Raw genomic sequence first — 16,794 nt, forward strand, 5'->3', positions numbered from 1 at the left:
GATGAAAGGATTTAGCCTAATTTACCTTTGACAAATAAAAAGAACTTAATTGAAGGTATTAATGAGTAATATAAAGGCAGGTTATACTAAATTTGGAATACTAGAAAACTTATACTTATGAAACGAAAAATCATTTTAGGAATCTTAGTATTCTTTGCTCTAATTCAATTTATTCGTCCTGCTAAAAATAAAGCATCAGAGATTGCTACAAACGATATTCGTAAGCAATATGCAATGCCGGCCAATGTTGAACAAAGCATGCAAACGGCCTGCTTTGACTGTCATAGCAACAACACCGTTTATCCGTGGTATTCTAATATTCAACCGGTTGCGTGGTGGTTACAACATCATGTGAATGAAGGTAAAGAGGAGCTCAACTTCTCTGAGTTTGCTACTTATAATCCTAAAAAAGCGAATCACAAGCTTGATAAAGTCATTAAATCACAGCAAGATAATTGGATGCCTCTGGATTCGTATTTGTGGATTCATAAGGATGCCCAACTTAGTCAGCAACAAAAAGATGCTATAATTACTTGGGCTAAAGGTGTTCAACAACAAATTAAAGCAGCGAATCCCGGGGTGGATTTCTCGATAAAGAAAAAATAGAAAAGAAAGTTAAAAAGTTAAAATCCGGAAGGATTGAAGCTTGAAAAAGACATCATAAACTGAACTTTTGAAACTTCAACCTTCAACCTTACACTTAAAACCTTACACCTTCACCAACTCTCCTACAGGTAAGAAATCTACAATAATATCGTTTTCAATCGAGGTGCCAATGAATAAAATATCGTCATTAATCAGGCCATGATCTAACTGCAGTTTTTCGAGGGTTTCTTTTTGTGTTTTACTGTCTGTTTCTTCCACAAAATAACAAGCCAGGTATTTTTCTAAATTATTCCATTCTATCTGGCGAATCTTATTGAGTTGTTCTTCTTGTTCACCTGAGGTTACTATAAAAATAAGCTTACGATCCGTTACCAGTTCTTGCATAAACTCCAGTACCTGTTTATACATGAGTAATTTCAAAGGCAAGCGCGATATGCGAAACAGACGTTCAAAATTTTCCTTTATCTCTTCATTTATATTGAAGTGATGCAAACAAGCATCTATTAACTCATTCCGATTAAGACTATCATGTTTCAGCACTAAAAAATCAACAATGCGCTTACCCTCTTGCAAACCCGGCGAGGTGTATTCCATAAACTGTCCAAAAAGATAATAAACCTGGAAATCGTAATCTTTAGCCGGGAAAATGGTATTATCCAAATCAAAAACAAAAGCTTTTTTATTGGAGTATTTCTCTAGCAATGAATTTTCGTAAACTGACATTCGTAATAAAACGTTTTTAGATAAGAGCTAACTCTTTATTTAAGTATAACAAGGGAAAATTCAAGTCGGTAATTTTACTTGAACCTTGCAATAAATGATTAATGGCTACTAATTGGATGACATTAGCTGTTGGTTGAAACGTAAGGATGAAATAACCATCTAGATCCAGTTCTTTAGTAATATGTTCAACCAAACCCGAAACTAAAGCTCCTTCTTCATTTTGGCGAGTGAATTTAACTACGGCTCCGTTTTCGGCTAATACATGAACGTTAAATAATTCTGACTCAGAATATTCGCTAAGAACAATTGGAGAAAAATCATCTTTCTTCAAAATTCTGTTCAGCAGTTCAAAATTAATCAACGGTTTTGCAGTATCAGGAAACAGTAAATTGTCGGTAGAAACTTGATCGTCAACGATTAACTGTTGTAAACCATTATTATTATTATTATTATTATTATCGGGTTGTATTTTTACTTTTTGCGAAGGATAACCTAAAGAAATCAATGCTTTTGATATCTCTTCAAAGCGCATAACTCGTTTAAATGCCGGCACTTTTACTTTTCTGTGGTTAAAAAAAGTATACAGCTGTGCTGAGGAAGTAATAATATCCAGCACTTTTTTATCGGGTGCTAAAATTTTTACTCCGTATTCTCCAAACAGCATTTTAGCCTGAGCTAACAATTTCACTTCTTCTGATAATAGCGGAATTACTGCCGATATTTGATTATCAAGACAAGTGGTAAGAATTTTATGAGCAAATGCAGGATCAACAAAAGAAGGAATGCGAATAAATTTTTCACCTACAAGCGGAGCTGAATCACTTAAAATAAGCTCAAAGCTTTGGTTTGATAAACAATTGTAAATATATTCTGCGGAAGCTGTGGTAGCTCCGGTTATTAGGATTTTCATTTTATAATTACGCCAATTTAAAAACAATGATTAATTGCGGGTTACGGTTTAAATAGAGTATAGAAGATTACCCTTCTTACTAATTATTAACTATTAACCAGTAACTATCCGCGTCAGTTGCTCAACACCAACAATTTTTCCATCTTTCATAAGTAACTCACGATCTGCCATACCAGCTAATTCTTCATTATGAGTTACTACCACAAATGTTTGTCCGAAGTGATTACGTAGATCAAAGAACAGTTTATGAAGTTCTTTAGCATTCGTTGAATCCAGGTTACCGGAAGGTTCATCGGCAAAAATGATAGCAGGGCGATTAATTAAAGCTCGTGCCACCGCCACACGTTGCTGTTCACCTCCTGATAGCTCGGTAGGTTTATGCGTCATTCGATCTTTTAAACCAAGCATTTCAAGTAGTTCACTCGCATTTTTTTCCGCTTCTTTTTTTGACTTATTGGCGATATAAGCAGGAATACACACGTTTTCAATGGCATTGAATTCCGGTAAAAGATGGTGAAATTGAAAAATAAAGCCAATTCGTGAATTACGAAACGCACTAAGTCGCTTAGGATTTAACGATCTGACATCGGTTCCATCAATAATTAATGAACCCTGATCTGCTTTATCAAGCGTTCCGGCAATGTGTAATAAGGTACTTTTACCGGCACCCGAAGCGCCGACGATAGAAACTACTTCTCCCTTTTCAACAAAAAGATCAACACCTTTAAGTATTTCAAGATTTCCGTAAGCTTTATGCAGATTAGTGGCTTTTAGCATGAGCCCAAAATTAGTAATTAGTAATAAATTTTAAGTTATAATTTAAAGCTGATTGCACCCAATCTTTGAGCGACACCTTACAACTATACAATTAAAATATAGCTTAAAATCAGTTATATTTATATATCAAGTTAAAGAAATATGAAAAAATCGCTCTTATTCCTTTCAACACTCCTCATTTATTTAGTCGCCTGTACACATTCAGAATCAGAAAAAGAAAAGAAAATTACTGCTTCCGATTCAACTAAAAATAAAACTGCTGACTCCTTTACTACAATTGATAGCCAAGTAAATGCCATTCAAAAATCAATTCCGTCTCTTCCATATGTGCGTAGCATGAAATATGAACGCAATGATTCTACCACTTTTGATGTTTCTGTTTATTTAAACGGTGCAAATCCGGTTTCAATGTACGAGGAAATTAACGCTGGAAAAAAAGGCTATAAACGTCGTACTATCTATTTTATAGATGATAAACCAAGCTTTGTATCAACAACCGAAAAAAAAGTAGACGGTAAAAATTACATCTTCAAAGAAACTAAATCTTACCTGGATAATGGAAAACTAGTAATCTCGTTATCAAGAAGTGCCACCCATACCAGTGAATTAATGAACAAGACATTTGAACCTGAAAATAACGACACAACAAATTATAATGAAATCCTAAAAAGGATGAACAGGGCTTTAGCTAAATCAGGTGAATTTGATCTACTGTTCAGTAAAATTAAAAAAGTAGGAAACCGAACTTATTTGGTTTTAAGTAAGCCTTCTAAAGATAGTTATCATACCAATTTACTCATCTTGCCAGGCACAAAAGATATTATGATAAAAAAAATACAGGCTAATCCAGAAAAATTTGAGGGAAAAAAGCTAGATGTAAAATGGGAATATCAAAATAGAAATGGCAGCGAACAACTCATCTACAATGGCGTGAACGCTAAAAACTAACCACTTACAACTAATAGTGTCAGATCACAGGTAAAATCCAAAGGCGCTATGATAGTTTACAAATTTCCTGTTAAAAAAAGAAAATGAGTGAGAAATTAAAAAATTGACAAAGAGCATTTTTTAAAATTGGCTATAAACACTACTTTTACGCCGAAAAATAAGTAGAACCTATTTCAAATGAATATTCACGAGTATCAGGGAAAATCAATTCTAAAAGGCTTTGGAGTTCGTATCCAGGAAGGTATCGTAGCCGATACTGCTGAACAAGCGGTTGAAGCAGCAAAACAGTTACAAGCTGAAACCGGCACCGGATGGTGGGTAGTGAAAGCTCAAATCCACGCAGGTGGACGCGGTAAAGGTGGCGGTGTTAAATTGGCTAAAAACCTGGATGAAGTTAAGGAAAGAGCTAGCCAAATTATCGGCATGCAATTGATTACTCCTCAAACCGGCCCTCAGGGTAAAAAAGTTAATAAGGTGTTGATCGCTCAGGATGTTTATTATCCTGGTGATACCCCAACTGCCGAATTTTACATGAGCGTTCTATTGAATCGTTCTACTGGCCGTAACATCATTATGTACTCTACAGAAGGTGGAATGGACATTGAAGAAGTGGCAGAACACACTCCTCATTTAATCTTCAAAGAAGAAATTGATCCTAAAGTTGGACTTCAGGGATTCCAGGCCCGCAAAATCGCTTTCAATTTAGGTTTAACCGGTGAAGCGCATAAAGAAATGGTGAAATTTGTAACTGCTTTATACAAAGCGTACGAAGCAACCGATTCATCTATGTTTGAGATCAATCCTGTATTGAAAACTTCTGATAATAAGATCTTAGCCGTTGATGCGAAAGTGAATTTGGATGAGAACGCTTTGTTCCGTCATCCTGATTTAGCTGCAATGCGCGATGAAACAGAAGAAGATCCTACAGAAGTAGAAGCTGGTAAATCAAACCTTAACTATGTTAAACTTGATGGTAACGTAGGCTGTATGGTAAATGGTGCCGGTTTAGCAATGGCAACCATGGACATCATCAAATTAGCCGGTGGTGACCCTGCTAACTTCTTGGATGTTGGTGGTACTGCAAACGCTAAAACTGTTGAAGCTGGTTTCAAAATCATTCTTAGCGATCCAAATGTAAAAGCAATCTTAATCAATATATTCGGCGGTATCGTTCGTTGTGACCGTGTTGCTCAAGGTGTTATCGATGCTTATAATAGTATCGGAAATATTCCTGTTCCAATTATCGTTCGTTTACAAGGAACCAACGCTGTTGAAGCTAAAAAATTGATCGACGAATCAGGCTTGCAAGTTTACTCTGCAATTGAGTTTAAAGAAGCTGCTGATTTAGTTACTAAAGTATTAGCGAAATAATAAGGACCTAAAGTCCATAGACCATAGTCCATGGTTTATAGTCACATTTCCATGGACTATGGACTATGGACTTTTTAATGAAAACACACACTCAAAAAAACATAACGCACATGGCAAAAAGAGCCAAGATCAAAGAGCTTCTGAAATCAACGGCGTTTGGTACAGAAGTTACTATTAAGGGTTGGGTACGTACGTTCCGCAACAGTCAGTTTATTGCAATTAATGATGGATCTACAATCAGCAACATTCAGGTTGTGGTTGATTTTAACAATACTGATGATGCTTTATTAAAACGTATTACTACCGGCGCGGCACTTTCTGTTACTGGTGAGTTGGTGGAATCTCTGGGTAAAGGGCAAACAGTAGAAATTAAAGCTAAACAGGTTGAAATTTTAGGTGATTGTGATGCGGAAAAATTCCCATTGCAACCTAAAAAACACAGTCTGGAGTTTTTGCGTGAAATCGCTCATTTGCGTTTCCGCACTAACACTTTCAATGCAGTTTTTAAAGTTCGGCATGCACTTGCATTTGCGGTACATAAGTTCTTTAATGATCGCGGGTTTGTGTACATGCACACTCCAATCATTACAGGTTCTGATGCTGAAGGAGCCGGAGAAATGTTCCGTGTTTCTACGTTAGAACTAGGCAATCCGCCAAGAACTGATGATGGTGCCATCAATTTCAAAGAAGATTTCTTCGGAAAAGAAACTAATCTAACCGTTTCCGGACAGTTAGAAGCCGAATTGGCAGCAATGGCTTTTGGTGAAGTTTATACTTTCGGTCCTACTTTCCGTGCGGAAAATTCAAACACAACCCGTCACTTGGCTGAGTTCTGGATGATTGAGCCAGAAGTTGCTTTCAATGATTTGGTTGATAACATGGATTTGGCAGAAGACCTGCTTAAATACGTGATCAAATATGCAATGGAAAACTGTGCTGAAGAGCTGGAATTCCTGAAAACACGTTTATTGGAAGAGGAAAAACAAAAACCTCAAACAGAACGCAGCGAACTGGATTTGTTAGCTAAGTTGAATTTCTGTTTAGATAATGAATTTGAGCGCGTTACGTACACCGAAGCAATTGAAATTTTGAAGAATTCAAAAGCTAATCAGAAGAAGCAATTCAAATATTTAATTGAAGATTGGGGCGCCGACCTTCAATCAGAACATGAACGTTACCTGGTTGAAAAACACTTTAAAAAACCGGTGATCTTAACTGATTATCCAAAAGATATTAAAGCGTTCTACATGCGTCAAAATGAAGATGGCAAGACAGTTCGTGCTATGGACATCCTGTTCCCAGGCATTGGTGAAATTGTTGGAGGTTCACAACGTGAAGAGCGTTTAGAGCTGTTGGAAAAACGTATGCAAGAAATGCATATTCCTGCTGAAGAAATGTACTGGTACTTGGATACCCGTCGCTTTGGTTCTGCTCCGCATGCAGGCTTCGGTTTAGGTTTTGAACGTTTGGTATTATTCGTTACCGGTATGACCAACATCCGCGATGTAATTCCTTTCCCACGTACACCGAAGAATGCTGAATTTTAAAAAAATAAAAGATTAAAGTATAAGGCAAAAAGCTGTTCCATTGTAGAACAGCTTTTTTTATAGAAATAGAGTTTAAAGCGAAGAATTACAAAGTGGTTTCCACGATTTTAAGTCGTGCCTCCACTAACTGAGTTGCAATGAGCAGCCTCCTTCTACACCATAATCCAACAGGCCCGAATCTTTAAGATTCGGGCCTTCTAAAATCTTATTTATTTAAGTAGAAAATTACAAACCTACATTTGCAGTATACTTAATAACTGCAGTGCAGTGTAGAGGCTCAGTTGTAGCACGACGAGTTGCACCAGATACCCTTACGTAAAAGTTTGAAGCCGAAAAATAATCTTTCAAATCAATAGTACTGTTTACTGGAATCTCTAATCTGGAAGCTGTAGTAGTAGGATTTGAAGCTACTTCGGCAAGAGTAACAAAGTTTGTATTGGTATTTGATGAAAGCTCTACTTTTACATTTTGTAAAGCAGAAAAATCATTATCCCTTATTATAGCGGTGTTTAATTCTAATACACAAGATGTAATTTTCAATGATCTTATATTATTCACCCCAAATTTCTCTCCGGCACTTGCTTTAATCAGTGCATTTACATCCATTGCGGTAGAACCTGTGGTAACCGCAACACTACCTTGAGCTGTTTTCGGAATATCAAATGTAAGGGTCGACATACTCAAATTCACATCAGCTGTTACTAAGTCTTTAACTTTCTCGCAACTAGAAGTTGTTAATCCTATAATGGTTAACAGGGCAATGGAGGCAATTTTAAATTGTTTTAGCATCGTTTTAATTTTAAAGAGTAAGTTTTTTATGTTTAAGGTTGCAAAAATAATTTTATAAATTAATAAAATATCCAATGATAAACTATTAAAAAGCAAAAGGAATAAAAATTCCTTTTAAGAATTACAAACCGGCCATTCAGCTTCTAAATCAAAACTGTTGACCTATCGCCCATGGACTAAAGACTGATTTCCTTATCTTTACTTATCATGTTATTAAAAATCTACCCAGAAAACCCGAATCCCAAAGCGATAGAACAAGTGGTGGCTTGCCTTAAAAAAGGTGGAGTGATCATCTACCCTACTGATACCGTTTACGGAATGGGTTGCGACATTACCAATCATAAGGCTATTGAACGCATTTGCCAGATTAAAGGTATTAAACCTGAGAAAGCCAATCTTTCTTTCATCTGTTATGATTTAAGTCACTTGGCTCAGTATACCAAACCCGTTGACACTGTAATTTTCAGAATGCTTAAAAGTCATTTACCGGGTCCGTTTACCTTTATTTTTAATGCCAGCAGTCTGGTACCTAAGCTACTGAACAGTAAAAAGAAAACTGTGGGTATTCGTGTACCTGATAATGACATAGCCCGTGAAATTGTAAACCAGTTGGGTAATCCTATTGTATCAACTTCTATTCATGATGAAGATGAGATCATAGAATATTCTACGGATCCGGAATTGATTTATGAGAAATATCAAGATTTGGTAGATATAGTAATTGACGGTGGTTATGGGGATAACGAAGCCTCTACCGTAGTGGATTGTACCAGTGATCCGATTGAGGTTATTCGTCAGGGAAAAGGAATATTAGAAGGATAATTTTCGATGATGGAATCAGGATAAATTGATAACATTAACAGATTTATATATGTATTTTAAAAGGACCACTTTATTATTCTGTTTGTTATTATTTCTAGCCTCCTTTAAACCGGAAAACAATTCCTGGATACGCATTAATCAATTGGGTTATATTCCCAATGGAATAAAAGTAGCAGTTTGGGTGAGTAAAGAAAACGTATCCATCACCAAATTTCAGCTAGTTGATTCAGCAACACAGAAAGTTGTATTTACAGCAAAATCCGGCAAAGCATTCGGTAGTTACGGCCCTTTTACTCAATCCTATCGATTAAACTTTTCTACTTTCAAACAACCGGGAACCTATTATTTGAAAATGGGAGAAACTGAATCTCCAGTTTTTAAAATTGCTGCAAATGCGTATGCAGGCACGGCAGATTTTGCCCTACGATACATGCGCCAACAACGCAGCGGCTTTAATCCTTACCTTAAAGATTCTTGTCATACTACTGACGGTTACACCATGTACGGCCCGATGCCGGATACTACTCTCATCAATGTTTACGGTGGCTGGCATGATGCTTCTGACTATTTACAATACTCAACAACTTCGGCCAATGCAACCTATCACCTGTTAGCAGCTTACCGAGATTTCCCTACTGTATTTACGGATCGTTACCTTACCAATGGCCTGGAGGGTAACAACGGCATTGCAGATATTTTAGACGAAGCAAAATGGGGATTGGATTGGTTGTTAAAAATGCATCCCAAAAAAGACTGGTTGTTTAATCAAATTGCCGATGATCGAGATCATCAAGGAGTACGTTTACCTACGCTGGACTCAATTGATTATGGACTAGGTAAAGCCAAAGGCCGACCAGTATATTTTGCAACCGGGCAACCACAGGGTTTAGGAAAATTTAAAAACCGATCAACCGGAGTAGCGTCTACTGCAGGAAAATTTGCCAGTGCATTTGCGTTAGCTGCCCAACTCTATAGTAAAGATTCTTCACGCTATTCTTTATTCAGAAGCAAAGCATTATCCTCCTATCAGTTGGGGTTGGCTAAACCAGGCGTTTGTCAAACAGCACCCAACCGGGCTCCTTATTTTTATGAGGAAGAAAATTGGACGGACGATATGGAACTCGCAGCGGCCGCTTTATTTCAACTTACCGGTGAAAAAAAATACGCTGACCAATCGTTAAAATATAGTTTGGGAGAAAAAGTTACGCTATGGATGGGAGCTGATACTGCAAGACATTATCAATGGTATCCGTTTCACAACTTTGGGCATTATGAATTGGCAAAAACTTCAGATTCTAAAAACAAGGCTGAATTAATCGGGTATTATAAACAGGGTATTGATCGCGTTTGGCAAAAGGCAAAAAACAATGCTTTTTATCGCGGTGTGCCATTCATTTGGTGTTCCAACAACCTAACAACCTCATTTGTCATACAATGTTATTTGTACCGTAGTATCAGCAGTGACAAGCAATATGCTGAATTAGAGCAAGCCAATATCGATTGGCTTTTTGGCTGCAACCCATGGGGAACCAGTATGGTTTATGGCCTCCCTCAAAATGGTGATACTCCAACTGATCCACATTCGGCTTTTACGCATCTGAAAAAATATCCAATAAATGGTGGATTAGTCGACGGGCCGGTTTATGGATCCATCTACAAAAATCTCATCGGAATAAAATTGAATGAACCCGACGAGTATGCTGAATTCCAATCCAACCTGGTGGTTTATCATGATGACTATGGTGATTATAGTACCAACGAACCCACAATGGACGGAACAGCCTCTCTGATCTACCTGTTGGCGGCAAAAGAAAATGAATCCCGGGAGGTGATTAAACCAAAAAAGCAGTAGTTGATTCATATGGAGCTATCATACGCGGTGACACTTCCAAAAAACAAATAGCCCTGGTTTTTACCGGTGATGAGTTTGCCGATGGTTCAGAATTCATCCTCAATACGTTAAAAAAACAAGCTATTCATGCTTCCTTTTTCTTAACCGGTAAATTTTACAGCAATCCGGCTTTTGCTTCCATTATTCAAAGAATGAAAAAAGAAGGGCATTATTTGGGAGCTCATTCTGACCAGCATTTGTTGTATTGTGATTGGACCAAACGCGACAGTCTGTTAGTTACTCATGAGCAATTTACGACCGATTTAAAAGCCAACTATAAGCGCATGGCACAACTGGGCATTACGAAAACCGATGCGCCCTATTTCCTTCCACCCTATGAATGGTATAATACCAAGATAGCCGAATGGACAAAAGAACTGGGATTACAATTAGTTAACTTTTCTCCCGGAACCCGTTCAACTGCTGATTATACCTGGCCAGAAATGGGCCTAAGGTACCGTTCATCTGATGAAATTTACCGTTCAATTATCGATTATGAAACGAAAAATCCGCAGGGATTAAATGGGTATATCTTACTCCTTCACATCGGTACGGATCCGAGAAGAACGGATAAATTTCATTTACAATTGGATAAACTGTTAAAAGAACTAAAAAGCAGAGGTTATACATTTTTTAAGATAAATGAATTATTAAACTAAATGCTATAAAGTTGGTTTATCTTTAAACCACATTAATTTGTATCTAAAATAAAACGCTCATGGTAAAAGTAGCATTATTGGCAAGGCTGGAAGCTAAACCAGGTAAAGAAAAAGAATTAGCCGATTTTCTTGAAAGTGCCTTCCCCCTTGCATTAGCCGAACCCGATACCATTAGTTGGTATGCAATACAACTAACACCATCTACTTTTGGTATTTTTGATACTTTCCCGCATGAAGAAGGTCGTAAAGCTCATCTTGAAGGTAAAATTGCTGCTGCTTTAATGGCAAATGCATCCAAATTATTGAGCCAACCACCGGTAATAGAACATGTAAATATAATAGCTGCAAAACAACCCATTCAAGCTAAACAATGGCATTAGAACCAGAATTAAAAGAAGCGATTCTAAATTTATCGGCTAAGGATAGAGATAAGTTGTTGCTTCGACTTATTACCAAAGACAAAAAACTAACAAAACAATTACAACATCAATTACTCGATGGACCAGAAAGTCTGGATAGAAAACGCGAGGAGGTTAGTAATACCATAAATGAACATATTAATCGAATTGGTAATTACCATCCTCCTCGTGTTTTTTTAAGTAACCTGCGTGAATGGAGTGCATTGATAAGTGAATATGCTTCCATAACGAAAGACAAATACGGTGAGATGGAATTGAGGTTGTTTCTACTTGAAAAAATACAAGAATTTGGCGCCGACTATTTGGTTAACCTTAGCGAAAAAAATGAAAAACTGGCGAGTTACGTTGCCGGAAGAATCAAACAAATTTTACCCATCTACCATAAACTTCACGAGGATTTTCAATTTGATTTCAGAGAGCGATTGAACAATGTGCTTTCCTTTGCTCGTTCTTCAGTAGTTTATTATTACGCGAAGGAACTAGGGTTTCCGAAGGAGGTTTAGGAAATTTCTTATGGCCAGCATTTCGATTTCGAAAGTGCTCCCTCTAATGTAGGTCCATATCAGATTTAATATTTATTTTTTTAGAAATAACACTATGAACTAATTTTATTAACTGATTATAAGAGGCATTAGTATCATGAAGCAAATTTTATTTAATGACATCGTTATACCGACCTAGTTTAAATAACTGTTTAATGAAAACTCTTCTTCATGGCATTATTCAGCGTATGGGCGCTCCAATAGCCACTGGCAATAATTCGGCGAATGGTGAACAATGGATCTTCCTGATCTTTTTTGTCGGCCAGGCTAAATGCAGCTTTAAAGCCTCGTTGTCTTAACTCCGGAAAAGCTTCTTTATTCCATAAACCAAAGGGATAAGCAAAGTAATCAATCGTTTTACCGGTAATTGTTTCCAATGTTTTGGTAGGCTTTTCAACTTGAGTTACCCAATCCTGACCTTGGTATTTTTTTACGTTATGATGATCCCAGGTATGACTGCCAATTACATTTCCTTCATCTGATAACTGTTTAATTTGATCTTTGGTCATGTAATTTGGACGTCCAATTGAAACCGTCATTATAAAATAGACTGCTTTAAAGTCATACTTTTTAAGCTCTTGGTTGGCAACCACAAACTGATTGGCCTCGGTATCGTCGAACGTTAACATAACCGGCTTTGATGGAAGTGGATCACCATAAACAAGGTAATTATAAACCTGGTCGGGCAGAACCGTGTGATAACCACTATCGGCAAGCATTTTTACATGCTCCTTAAAAGTGTTTACAGGTATAATATAATCTTTGGCTGCTTTTGAGTCCGAAGCCTTCCAGTCTCGTATTTGATGGTAGCAAAGGATAGGAACTTCTTTGCGTGCAAGAATTTCAGCCACACTTGCCGCTTTGCCATCAATTTTATTTACTGATGCATGCCCTACCGTTGAATCGGCATTGATTTCAACTACTTTGCCCGAATCAACCGATGATTTCTCTCCTGTTGACTGACCTTTTTGTCCACAAGAAACCGCCGAAATCAACATTCCAGCAAGTAAGGTATATTTTAAATAATGCTTAATCATAATTGCTATAAAAGCTGCAAATTAATAGAATGGAAATTTGTAAAGCAACGTTAGAACCAAAAAAGTGGTGGCCAAACTTAGAGTCGTGCCACTCTTTTAAAAGAAATGAAAAGAAAAAGCCGTATTTTGTACCGGTGTACCAAACCGTAAAATTTCATTTAATAGTTTGGGATTACTCTTAAAATAATCCTTGTTTACATCATGGGTAAATACGTTCATGCCTTCAACATTACCAATGTAATAACAATGTAGTATCTCGATGATATCTTTTGATTGGGGATGCACATAAAAACATAAAATATCAATATCGTCTTCAGTGTTGACGCAGCGGTCACTTCCAAGTTTCAATGAAACAGAAGAATCTGGCTGGCCGATGCAATGCCATCATGGTAAACCTCTTGTATCTTGGGTCTTGAATCTTTAATCTAAATAAGCAGATTCCTCTTTTTTCTTAAGCCCTACTTTAACCAATAGGTAGCCAACAAAACCTGAAAGAAGAGAACCGACAAGGACAGCAATTTTTGCGAAGCTTTGGAGCTCGGGTTCTTTAAAAGCGAGCAGGGAAATAAAAATGGACATGGTGAAGCCTATACCTCCAAGAAACCCTACGCCTACAATCTTTTTAAAATTAATTTTTGAAGGCCAGGAAGCCATTCCTGTTTTAACAGCCAGGTAAGAGAACAAAGAAATGCCAACAGGTTTACCAAATAGCAATCCTAAGATGATGCCAATACCAAGAGAAGAAGTATAAACCTCCTTAAATGGCATATTAAACACAATTCCGGTATTGCATAAGGCAAAAAGTGGCATGATTAAATAAGAAGAATACTGATGCAGGCCATGTTCTAAATATTCGGCAGGAGAATGATCGTGGTATTCTGATTTCATAGGGATGGCAAGTGCGAGCAAAACACCGGCAATAGTGGCATGAATACCCGATTTAAGCATAAAATACCACATAACAACACCTATTAATAAATAAATGGATAGATTAGTAAATTTTAGTTTATTGCAGATTAAAAGCGCAGAAAAGACCCCCAAAGCAATCAGTAGATTTTGCAATACTAAACCATGTGAATAAAAAATAGCAATCACTACGATAGCACCCAAATCATCAACCACAGCCAAGGCCGTTAAGAAAACCTTTAAGCTTAAAGGCACACGTTTGCCCAACAGGGAGAGAATACCAAGTGCAAAAGCAATATCGGTAGCCATTGGAATCCCCCAACCTCCTGCAGTTGGAGTACCTTTGTTGATGAACAAATAAAGAAGCGCAGGAACAAGGGACCCTCCGAATGCTGCCATAAGTGGTAAAGAGGCTTTCTTAAAGGACGAAAGCTCTCCATTAATCAGCTCCCGCTTAATTTCTAGGCCAACAACCAAAAAAAACACGGCCATCAACCCATCATTTATCCAGTGTTCAACACTCAATTTCAAACTTAAACTGAAACCTTCAAAACCAACATATTGATGCCAAAAACTGAGATAATGTTCACTCCATCGGCTATTTGCAGCCAACAAAGAAAACACAGTACAAACAATCAAAATTACACCTGAGACTTGTTCTGCTTTAAGAAAGGAAATAATTGGCCTGAAAACTTTTTTTCTGATAGTATAGGTAGCTTCATTCATAAGAAAGGCAAATTTATAGAATTGCTTTAACAAATTCTTGTACACGAATTTCGTCAAAGCCTTCATTCAAGGATTTCACAAACGCACTACCAATAATTGCCCCATTGGCTGTTCCGCAGGCTTTTGTAAAACTTTCACGATCCGAAATACCAAAACCAATCATCAAAGGATTTTTAAGCTGAAGGTTTTTCAAACGATTAAAGTAGATATTGGTTTGATCAGAGCTGACTGCTAAGTTCTTACCAGTGGTAGCCGATGAAGAAAGCGCATAAATAAACCCTTCGCTAAGTGCGTCGATTTTACGAATGCGTTCATCAGAACTTTGTGGCGTTATCAAGAAAATATTGCACAAATTATTTCGCATAAAATAATACTGATACATTTCTTCGTATTCGTACATTGGCAAATCCGGAACGATTACGCCGTCCACTCCTGCCGCTGCCACATCAGTACAAAACTTCTCTACCCCATACTGCAAAACAGGATTTACATACCCCATCAAAATAATTGGAAGATTGATTTCTTTACGAAGATCTTTTAATTGTTCAAATAATACCTTTAAGCTCATCCCATTTTTCAGGGCAACTTCGCTGCTTTGCTGAATAGTTGGCCCATCTGCTACCGGATCTGAGTACGGAAAACCAATTTCCAGAAAATCAGCACCCGCATTTTCCAACGCTTTTGCAATTTTTAACGTATCCGTCAACTCAGGATAACCAGCAGTGAAATAGATGGATAAAAGGTTATTTTGTTTATGCTTGAATAATTCAGTTAGTCGGTTGTTCATTTTTTATGAGTATTGTGATCTGCGATGTGAGATATGAGTATTATTTATCTCAATACTCCTCTCTCGATACTTACATCTCTATAATTTAAAATAATCCATATAGGTTTGAAGATCCTTATCTCCACGACCGGAAAGACAAACCACTACTTGTTCGCTACCCTTGAATTTCATTTTTTCCAGATAAGCCAATGCGTGAGCCGATTCAATTGCCGGAATAATACCTTCGAGTTTGGAAAGCAACATACCTGCCTGCATCGCTTCGTCATCCGTTATATTCACGTATTCTCCCCTGCCAGATTTAAACAAATGAGCGTGTTGTGGACCTATACCAGGGTAATCCAAACCTGCAGAGATAGAATGTGGTTCAATCACTTGGCCATCCTCTGTTTGCATTAAGATCGAACGACTACCATGCAAAACACCTTCATTTCCCAAGGTGGTAGTTGCTGCCGACATACCCGAATTCACACCGTGTCCACCAGCTTCCACTGCAATCAATTTAACCGATTCATCATTTAAGAAATGATAAAAAGCCCCCATAGCATTGCTACCTCCTCCTACACAAGCCAATACGTAATCAGGTAGTTCTCTTCCTATTTTTTCTTTCAGCTGTTCCCGAATTTCAGCACTAATAACCGACTGAAAACGAGCAACCATATCAGGATAAGGATGAGGACCAACCACTGAACCGATAATGTAATGCGTATCAACAGGATTATTGATCCAATCGCGCATGGCTTCGTTGGTCGCATCTTTTAAGGTTTTGCTACCACAAGTTGCAGCCCGAACGGTTGCACCCAGCATTTTCATACGCGCCACATTGGGCGCCTGCCGCTTAATATCCACTTCACCCATATAAACCACACATTCCAATCCACGCAGCGCACAAACCGTTGCAGTTGCTACACCGTGTTGCCCGGCACCTGTTTCTGCAATAATTCTTGTTTTGCCGAGTCTTTCAGCTAACAGAATCTGTCCGATGGTATTATTTACCTTATGTGCACCGGTATGATTCAAATCCTCCCGCTTCAGGTAAATATTAGTTCCATAGCGTTCTGAAAGACGTTTTGCATAGAACAATGGCGTTTCTCGTCCTACATAATCTTTCAGTAACTGCCTGAATTCTTCTTGAAATGAAGGATCGTAAATGATATCCAAATAATTTTGACGTAATTCTTCTACGTTAGGATAAAGCATTTCAGGGATGTAAGCTCCGCCGAAATCACCAAAATAGCCTTTTTCATTAACGTAGTAGTTTATAGTGGTCTCGTTCATATATAGTTATGAATTTATTGGTTTAGAATTATTCGACATTTATTTTTTAAATCCAGTAT

General features: G+C 37.5%; 17 protein-coding genes. 9 read left to right on the top strand and 8 right to left on the bottom strand.

The features are described 5' to 3' along the window. The first annotated feature begins 117 nt into the window (after positions 1 to 117). On the top strand, positions 118 to 606 hold the full coding sequence (locus FN756_RS05115) for a heme-binding domain-containing protein (protein WP_142602041.1): 489 nt from the start codon (positions 118 to 120) through the stop codon (positions 604 to 606). A 102-nt stretch (positions 607 to 708) separates the two neighbouring features. On the opposite strand, the gene FN756_RS05120 is transcribed toward FN756_RS05115, so the two are convergent. The 3 genes from FN756_RS05120 to FN756_RS05130 form a co-directional block, all read right to left on the bottom strand. Then, entirely contained in the window at positions 709 to 1,329 is a 621-nt protein-coding gene (locus FN756_RS05120; RefSeq protein WP_142602043.1) for an HAD family hydrolase, read from the bottom strand. A gap of 16 nt (positions 1,330 to 1,345) precedes the next feature. Next, positions 1,346 to 2,239 carry an ATP-grasp domain-containing protein gene (locus tag FN756_RS05125; protein WP_142602045.1) on the bottom strand — a complete coding sequence of 298 codons (894 nt, stop codon included), beginning with the start codon at positions 2,237 to 2,239 and terminating at the stop codon, positions 1,346 to 1,348. Positions 2,240 to 2,332: 93 nt separating this feature from the next. Further along, entirely contained in the window at positions 2,333 to 3,016 is a 684-nt protein-coding gene (locus FN756_RS05130; protein ID WP_142602046.1) for an ABC transporter ATP-binding protein, read from the bottom strand. Between the two features lie 141 nt (positions 3,017 to 3,157). On the opposite strand from FN756_RS05130, the gene FN756_RS05135 reads away from it, so the two are divergent. The 3 genes from FN756_RS05135 (at position 3,158) to asnS (ending at position 6,882) form a co-directional block, all read left to right on the top strand. Further along, positions 3,158 to 3,964, top strand: a complete 807-nt coding sequence (locus FN756_RS05135) for a hypothetical protein (RefSeq protein ID WP_142602048.1) — start codon at positions 3,158 to 3,160, stop codon at positions 3,962 to 3,964. A gap of 177 nt (positions 3,965 to 4,141) precedes the next feature. Next, complete coding sequence (gene sucC, locus FN756_RS05140; RefSeq protein ID WP_142602049.1) at positions 4,142 to 5,335, top strand: ADP-forming succinate--CoA ligase subunit beta; 1,194 nt, start codon at positions 4,142 to 4,144, stop codon at positions 5,333 to 5,335. 110 nt (positions 5,336 to 5,445) lie between these two features. Beyond that, on the top strand, positions 5,446 to 6,882 hold the full coding sequence (asnS, locus tag FN756_RS05145; protein ID WP_142602051.1) for an asparagine--tRNA ligase: 1,437 nt from the start codon (positions 5,446 to 5,448) through the stop codon (positions 6,880 to 6,882). A gap of 225 nt (positions 6,883 to 7,107) precedes the next feature. Here the strand turns inward: asnS and FN756_RS05150 are convergent, their stop codons facing one another. Continuing rightward, complete coding sequence (locus FN756_RS05150; protein ID WP_142602053.1) at positions 7,108 to 7,671, bottom strand: hypothetical protein; 564 nt, start codon at positions 7,669 to 7,671, stop codon at positions 7,108 to 7,110. A gap of 207 nt (positions 7,672 to 7,878) precedes the next feature. Between FN756_RS05150 and FN756_RS05155 the strand changes: the two genes are divergently transcribed. The 5 genes from FN756_RS05155 to FN756_RS05170 are packed head-to-tail and all read left to right on the top strand — an operon-like array spanning position 7,879 to position 11,965. After that, entirely contained in the window at positions 7,879 to 8,493 is a 615-nt protein-coding gene (locus tag FN756_RS05155; RefSeq protein WP_142602055.1) for an L-threonylcarbamoyladenylate synthase, read from the top strand. A gap of 49 nt (positions 8,494 to 8,542) precedes the next feature. Further along, positions 8,543 to 10,345, top strand: a complete 1,803-nt coding sequence (locus FN756_RS05160) for a glycoside hydrolase family 9 protein (RefSeq protein ID WP_185955184.1) — start codon at positions 8,543 to 8,545, stop codon at positions 10,343 to 10,345. 53 nt (positions 10,346 to 10,398) lie between these two features. Beyond that, entirely contained in the window at positions 10,399 to 11,043 is a 645-nt protein-coding gene (locus FN756_RS14625; RefSeq protein WP_246085431.1) for a polysaccharide deacetylase family protein, read from the top strand. 59 nt (positions 11,044 to 11,102) lie between these two features. Beyond that, the gene (locus tag FN756_RS05165) at positions 11,103 to 11,423 is read left to right on the top strand and encodes a putative quinol monooxygenase (RefSeq protein ID WP_142602056.1); all 321 of its coding nucleotides are present in this window, start codon (positions 11,103 to 11,105) and stop codon (positions 11,421 to 11,423) included. After that, positions 11,414 to 11,965: a hypothetical protein gene (locus tag FN756_RS05170; protein ID WP_142602058.1), complete on the top strand. Its 552-nt coding sequence runs from the start codon at positions 11,414 to 11,416 to the stop codon at positions 11,963 to 11,965. Before FN756_RS05165 ends, FN756_RS05170 begins: the two co-directional genes overlap by 10 nt. Positions 11,966 to 12,156: 191 nt before the next feature. Here the strand turns inward: FN756_RS05170 and FN756_RS05175 are convergent, their stop codons facing one another. From FN756_RS05175 to trpB, 4 genes are all read right to left on the bottom strand, one after another. Then, entirely contained in the window at positions 12,157 to 13,041 is an 885-nt protein-coding gene (locus tag FN756_RS05175; RefSeq protein WP_142602059.1) for a polysaccharide deacetylase family protein, read from the bottom strand. A gap of 420 nt (positions 13,042 to 13,461) precedes the next feature. Next, positions 13,462 to 14,673 carry a Na+/H+ antiporter NhaA gene (gene nhaA, locus FN756_RS05185; RefSeq protein WP_142602062.1) on the bottom strand — a complete coding sequence of 404 codons (1,212 nt, stop codon included), beginning with the start codon at positions 14,671 to 14,673 and terminating at the stop codon, positions 13,462 to 13,464. A gap of 13 nt (positions 14,674 to 14,686) precedes the next feature. Beyond that, complete coding sequence (trpA, locus tag FN756_RS05190) at positions 14,687 to 15,460, bottom strand: tryptophan synthase subunit alpha (RefSeq protein WP_142602064.1); 774 nt, start codon at positions 15,458 to 15,460, stop codon at positions 14,687 to 14,689. A 78-nt stretch (positions 15,461 to 15,538) separates the two neighbouring features. Then, entirely contained in the window at positions 15,539 to 16,735 is a 1,197-nt protein-coding gene (gene trpB / locus FN756_RS05195) for a tryptophan synthase subunit beta (RefSeq protein ID WP_142602065.1), read from the bottom strand. Positions 16,736 to 16,794: the final 59 nt, after the last annotated feature.

Source organism: Solitalea koreensis (assembly GCF_900182575.1).
In the GTDB taxonomy this organism is placed as follows: domain Bacteria; phylum Bacteroidota; class Bacteroidia; order Sphingobacteriales; family Sphingobacteriaceae; genus Solitalea; species Solitalea koreensis.

What these genes read in the sequence shown, in the direction of transcription:
- trpB (WP_142602065.1), bottom strand. Translation starts at nt 16,735, where the DNA reads ATGAACGAGACCACTATAAACTACTACGTTAATGAAAAAGGCTATTTT.
- FN756_RS05165 (WP_142602056.1), top strand. Translation starts at nt 11,103, where the DNA reads ATGGTAAAAGTAGCATTATTGGCAAGGCTGGAAGCTAAACCAGGTAAA.
- FN756_RS05155 (WP_142602055.1), top strand. Translation starts at nt 7,879, where the DNA reads ATGTTATTAAAAATCTACCCAGAAAACCCGAATCCCAAAGCGATAGAA.
- FN756_RS05170 (WP_142602058.1), top strand. Translation starts at nt 11,414, where the DNA reads ATGGCATTAGAACCAGAATTAAAAGAAGCGATTCTAAATTTATCGGCT.
- FN756_RS05115 (WP_142602041.1), top strand. Translation starts at nt 118, where the DNA reads ATGAAACGAAAAATCATTTTAGGAATCTTAGTATTCTTTGCTCTAATT.
- FN756_RS05125 (WP_142602045.1), bottom strand. Translation starts at nt 2,239, where the DNA reads ATGAAAATCCTAATAACCGGAGCTACCACAGCTTCCGCAGAATATATT.
- trpA (WP_142602064.1), bottom strand. Translation starts at nt 15,460, where the DNA reads ATGAACAACCGACTAACTGAATTATTCAAGCATAAACAAAATAACCTT.
- FN756_RS05175 (WP_142602059.1), bottom strand. Translation starts at nt 13,041, where the DNA reads ATGATTAAGCATTATTTAAAATATACCTTACTTGCTGGAATGTTGATT.
- nhaA (WP_142602062.1), bottom strand. Translation starts at nt 14,673, where the DNA reads ATGAATGAAGCTACCTATACTATCAGAAAAAAAGTTTTCAGGCCAATT.
- sucC (WP_142602049.1), top strand. Translation starts at nt 4,142, where the DNA reads ATGAATATTCACGAGTATCAGGGAAAATCAATTCTAAAAGGCTTTGGA.
- FN756_RS05150 (WP_142602053.1), bottom strand. Translation starts at nt 7,671, where the DNA reads ATGCTAAAACAATTTAAAATTGCCTCCATTGCCCTGTTAACCATTATA.
- asnS (WP_142602051.1), top strand. Translation starts at nt 5,446, where the DNA reads ATGGCAAAAAGAGCCAAGATCAAAGAGCTTCTGAAATCAACGGCGTTT.
- FN756_RS05120 (WP_142602043.1), bottom strand. Translation starts at nt 1,329, where the DNA reads ATGTCAGTTTACGAAAATTCATTGCTAGAGAAATACTCCAATAAAAAA.
- FN756_RS05130 (WP_142602046.1), bottom strand. Translation starts at nt 3,016, where the DNA reads ATGCTAAAAGCCACTAATCTGCATAAAGCTTACGGAAATCTTGAAATA.
- FN756_RS05160 (WP_185955184.1), top strand. Translation starts at nt 8,543, where the DNA reads ATGTATTTTAAAAGGACCACTTTATTATTCTGTTTGTTATTATTTCTA.
- FN756_RS05135 (WP_142602048.1), top strand. Translation starts at nt 3,158, where the DNA reads ATGAAAAAATCGCTCTTATTCCTTTCAACACTCCTCATTTATTTAGTC.